The 3,962-nt window shown below is 59.7% G+C and carries 5 protein-coding genes; all 5 read right to left on the reverse strand.

Features of this window, described 5'->3' with window-relative positions:
* Positions 1-79: 79 nt before the first annotated feature.
* Positions 80-778, reverse strand: coding sequence for a tRNA (N6-threonylcarbamoyladenosine(37)-N6)-methyltransferase TrmO (gene tsaA, locus PMI37_RS23610; RefSeq protein WP_045123270.1), 699 nt, complete (start codon positions 776-778; stop codon positions 80-82).
* Between the two features lie 183 nt (positions 779-961).
* Positions 962-1,732, reverse strand: coding sequence for an SDR family oxidoreductase (locus PMI37_RS23615; RefSeq protein ID WP_008085751.1), 771 nt, complete (start codon positions 1,730-1,732; stop codon positions 962-964).
* A gap of 128 nt (positions 1,733-1,860) precedes the next feature.
* Positions 1,861-2,331 (reverse strand): DUF1456 family protein, encoded by a 471-nt coding sequence (locus PMI37_RS23620; protein WP_008085752.1) that lies wholly within the window; start codon positions 2,329-2,331, stop codon positions 1,861-1,863.
* A gap of 72 nt (positions 2,332-2,403) precedes the next feature.
* A complete protein-coding gene (locus PMI37_RS23625; protein WP_045123271.1) occupies positions 2,404-3,114 on the reverse strand; it encodes an rRNA pseudouridine synthase in 711 nt (236 codons plus the stop codon).
* A gap of 190 nt (positions 3,115-3,304) precedes the next feature.
* A complete protein-coding gene (locus tag PMI37_RS23630) occupies positions 3,305-3,778 on the reverse strand; it encodes a GNAT family N-acetyltransferase (RefSeq protein ID WP_008085754.1) in 474 nt (157 codons plus the stop codon).
* Positions 3,779-3,962 lie beyond the last annotated feature (184 nt).

Raw genomic sequence — 3,962 nt, forward strand, 5'->3', positions numbered from 1 at the left:
GCTGCGATCTTTTGATCTTGCTTTTAAGATCAAAATCAAAAGATCGCAGCCTTCGGCAGCTCCTACATTGACCGAGGTCTCAGGCTGTGGCGGGAATCACTTCGAGCACGCGGATCTGCTCGGGCGTCGGGTAATGCCAGCGCACATCCAGATCCCAGAATTGCGCGCCATATTCGCGTTCAGGTGCCGGGGTCTGATACGCCGGACGCGGGTCCTGAGCCAAACACTGTTCAATCAAAGCCACCAACGGCTCATCAAGGCGCTGAGCGTGTGTGTGCGCCTGTTTCAGTGCTGAGTCCGTCCACTGCACTTCAATCAGCTGCGGCGCCGCACTGGCGATGCTGTTGGCGGCGTTGGGGATGATGTCGGCGTAAGGTACGTAGGGTTTGATGTCGAGAACCGGCGTGCCGTCGAGCAAGTCGATGCCGGAGATAAACAGCCGATTGGCTTCGACCTTGTCCAGTTTCACCACGGATTGGCCGATGCCGTTCGGGCGGTGCGTCGCACGAGTAGCGAATACGCCCATGGATTTGTTGCCGCCCAGGCGCGGCGGGCGGACTTTCAGGCGTGGTTTTTCTTCGAGCGCCTGATGGAACAGGAACAGCAACCAGACGTGGCTGACCTGTTCCAGACCCTGCACGGCGTCACCCTGATCGAACGGCGCCACCAGTTCCAGCACGCCACGGGCGGCAGGGGCCAGTTGTGGCTGGCGCGGGATGGCGAATTTCTCCTTGAAGCAGGAGCGCACGAAGCCGATGGGGGAGACGCTGTAAGTCATGGTGTGCATTCGAAACGGGGCAGGGTGGGCATGATAACCCGGCAGCCCTCAAGTCTGGTGGTGGGCGGGCGGTCGCCATCGCTGGCAAGCCAGCTCCCACAAGGTTCTCGGGCGTTCGCATCATTTGTGCACACCACAAAACCTGTGGGAGCTGGCTTGCCAGCGATAGCTTCACCGCCGATGTCAGAGGCTAAACCCACCATCCAGCGGAATGATATTCCCGGTCATATACGCCCCGGCCGTACTTGCCAGGCTGATCGCCAACGCCGCCATCTCCTCTTCACGCCCCCAGCGCTTCATCGGAATCAACGCCGTGTCCTCGGCCAATGCCTGCTGATCATTACCAATATGCTGAGTCATCTTGCTCGGAAACCTTCCCGGCGCGATCACGTTGACGTTGATGTGCTGGCTCACCAGTTCCCGCGCCAAAATCCGCGACAACTGGTGCAAGGCGGCCTTACTCGGCCCGTAGGCATACGCCTGCTCACCAAACGAAGAAATCCCTGCCACCGAACCGATATTGATAATCCGCGCCGGATTCGCCGCAGAACCACCCTTGCGCAACAAGGGCAGAAACTGCTGGATGCAACTGAACACCGACGTCACGTTGAGCTGCATGACCTTTTCCCAGCCCTTGACCGGATAGCTCTCCAGCGGCGCGCCCCAAGTGGTGCCGGCATTGTTAACCAAAATATCCAGATGAGTGATCTGCTCGCCCAACCGCGCGGCCAGTTCCTGCACGCCTTCTTCGCTCGCCAGATTCGCCGCCATGCCGTGGCAGATGCCCAAGGCGCTGAGTTCTTCCGCGGTTTGATGACAGGCTTCGGCGTCACGTGAGCAGACATAGACGCGCGCGCCAGCCTCGACAAAGGCTTTGGCGATCATTTTGCCGATACCACGGGTGCCGCCGGTCACCAGAGCGGTGCGGCCTTGCAGGGAGAAATACGGATGCATGGCGAGTCCTGAAGATTAGGGATCAGTACACCCTAGTCGTCAGCCACGAAAAGCGGAGCCACTATTTTTGCAGGGAATGAACGGTCATGCGTTGCGGTGGCGACCATCGATCACCACCGCAGAGGGGATCAAGCCGGGCGAACGCGGAGGGTCAGACCCTTGAGGAAGTTGCGCAGCAACTGGTCGCCACACGGGCGGTAGTTGGTGTGGCCGACCTTGCGGAACAGTGCGCTGAGCTCAGGCTTGGACACCGGGAACTCGGCAGCCTTGAGGATCGCGTGCATGTCGTCTTCTTTCAGTTCGAAGGCCACGCGCAGCTTTTTCAGAATGATGTTATTGGTCACCGGCACTTCGATCGGCTGCGGCGGACGGCTTTCGTCCTTGCCACGCTTGAAGATCACCAGGCCGTCGAGGAAGTGCGCGATGACTTCGTCCGGGCAGCGCACGAAACCTTCTTCGTCTTCTTCTTTCTTGTCGAGCCAGGTCAGCACGTCAGCGAGTTCTACGTCCATGCCGCCGAGTTTGATGATTTCGACAACTTTCTTGTCGCTGATGTCGAGCATGTAGCGCACGCTGCGCAATACGTCGTTATGAATCATGTGAGTAATCCTGATAAGCGTTGTGGGCAGCACGCGGGCGCGCTGCCGGAATGTGTGGCGGCAGTGGAAGTTTTAGAACTTCTCTTTGCCGGACAGGTAGCGCCATTGGCCGACCGGGACTTTGCCGATCGAGACGCCGCCGATGCGGATGCGGCGGATGCCGATGACCTTCAGGCCCACCGCTGCGCAGAACTGGGCGATGATCCCCGGCTGCGGATTTTTCATGGCGAAGCGCAGACGGTTTTCGTTCTGCCAGCTGGCCTTGACCGGCGGCAGCTCCTTGCCCTTGTGCGTCAGGCCGTGCTGCAAGCGGTTGAGGCCGTGCGCGACCATGTCCCCTTCGACTTCGACCACGTATTCCTGCTCGATCTTCGCGGCGTCGGCCGTGAGCTTGCGCAGGATTTTCCAGTCCTGCGTGAACACCAGCAGGCCGCTGGCCTTGGCTTGCAGGTCGGCGCTGGCGGTCAGGCGCAGGAAGTGCCCGCGCAACGGGCGCTTGCTGAAGCGGTGCTCTTCGCTGAGGGTTTCGGCGCAGAGCGACTGCATGGCGGTCTCGACGTCCATGCCCGCCGGCGCGTTGAGCAGGATGGTCACCGGCTCCGGCGCGGTGGCCTGGGCGTCCTTGTCGAGCTCGACCTTCTGGTCGCCGACCTTGAATTGCGGCTCGTCAATCACTTCGCCATCCACGGTGACCCAGCCGCCCTCGATGAACAGCTCGGCCTCCCGGCGGGAGCAACCGACCAGTTCGATGAGGCGTTTGGAGAGGCGAATCGGGTCAGTCATGACAGGGCCGTAACAAAAAAGGGGTGGGCATTGTACCTGTGTGGCGCCGGTTAAGCCCGGTTCCATTTACACGGTGTCCGTATTCCCTGTGGGAGCTGGCTTGCCAGCGATGGCATCACCTCGGTGGATCTGTCAGACCGAGGCGTCTGCATCGCTGGCAAGCCAGCTCCCACAGGGGCTCCTTGGTGTGTCAGGCGTGGCTTGAGCGTGTTTGGGTTTGGCGCAAGCGCATGTGCAGCAACGGGTACGGCTGGCCCATGCCATCCACTTCAGAGCGGCCGATCACTTCAAACCCCTGCTTGAAGTAAAATCCCAGTGCCTGCGGGTTCTGTTCGTTGACGTCGAGTTCATCGGCATTCAGATGCTGCATCGCGTAATTCAGCAGTTTCTTGCCCAAACCCTGGCCGCGATGATCGGGATCGATGAACAACATTTCAATCTTGCCCGCTGCCACCCCGGCGAACCCGGTGATGCGCTGGTCGGCGTCCTTGGTGCAGATCAACATCACCGCATCGAGATAACGTGTCAGCACCAAATTGCGCAGCAGTTCGATGTAGCTCTCTGGCAGAAAATCATGGGTGGCGCGAACCGAGGCCTCCCAGACCCGGGTCAGTTCCTGATAATCGCTGAGTTTCGGCGTGTGGATGACCGAATGGTGACGCATGCCCGTCTGCCTCTTGTCTGTTTCAAGGGAGTCCGTCCCCCGCTAAACGATAGCCGTAAAAAAGCCCCGCATCGAGCGAGGCTTTTAAATTCAGCGCTATCCCGAATCCCGGTAGGAGCTGACGAGTGAAACGAGGCTGCGATCTGTTGATCTGGTTTTTTCAGATCAAGATCAACAGATCGCA

This window comes from Pseudomonas sp. GM80 (assembly GCF_000282515.1).
Taxonomy (GTDB): domain Bacteria; phylum Pseudomonadota; class Gammaproteobacteria; order Pseudomonadales; family Pseudomonadaceae; genus Aquipseudomonas.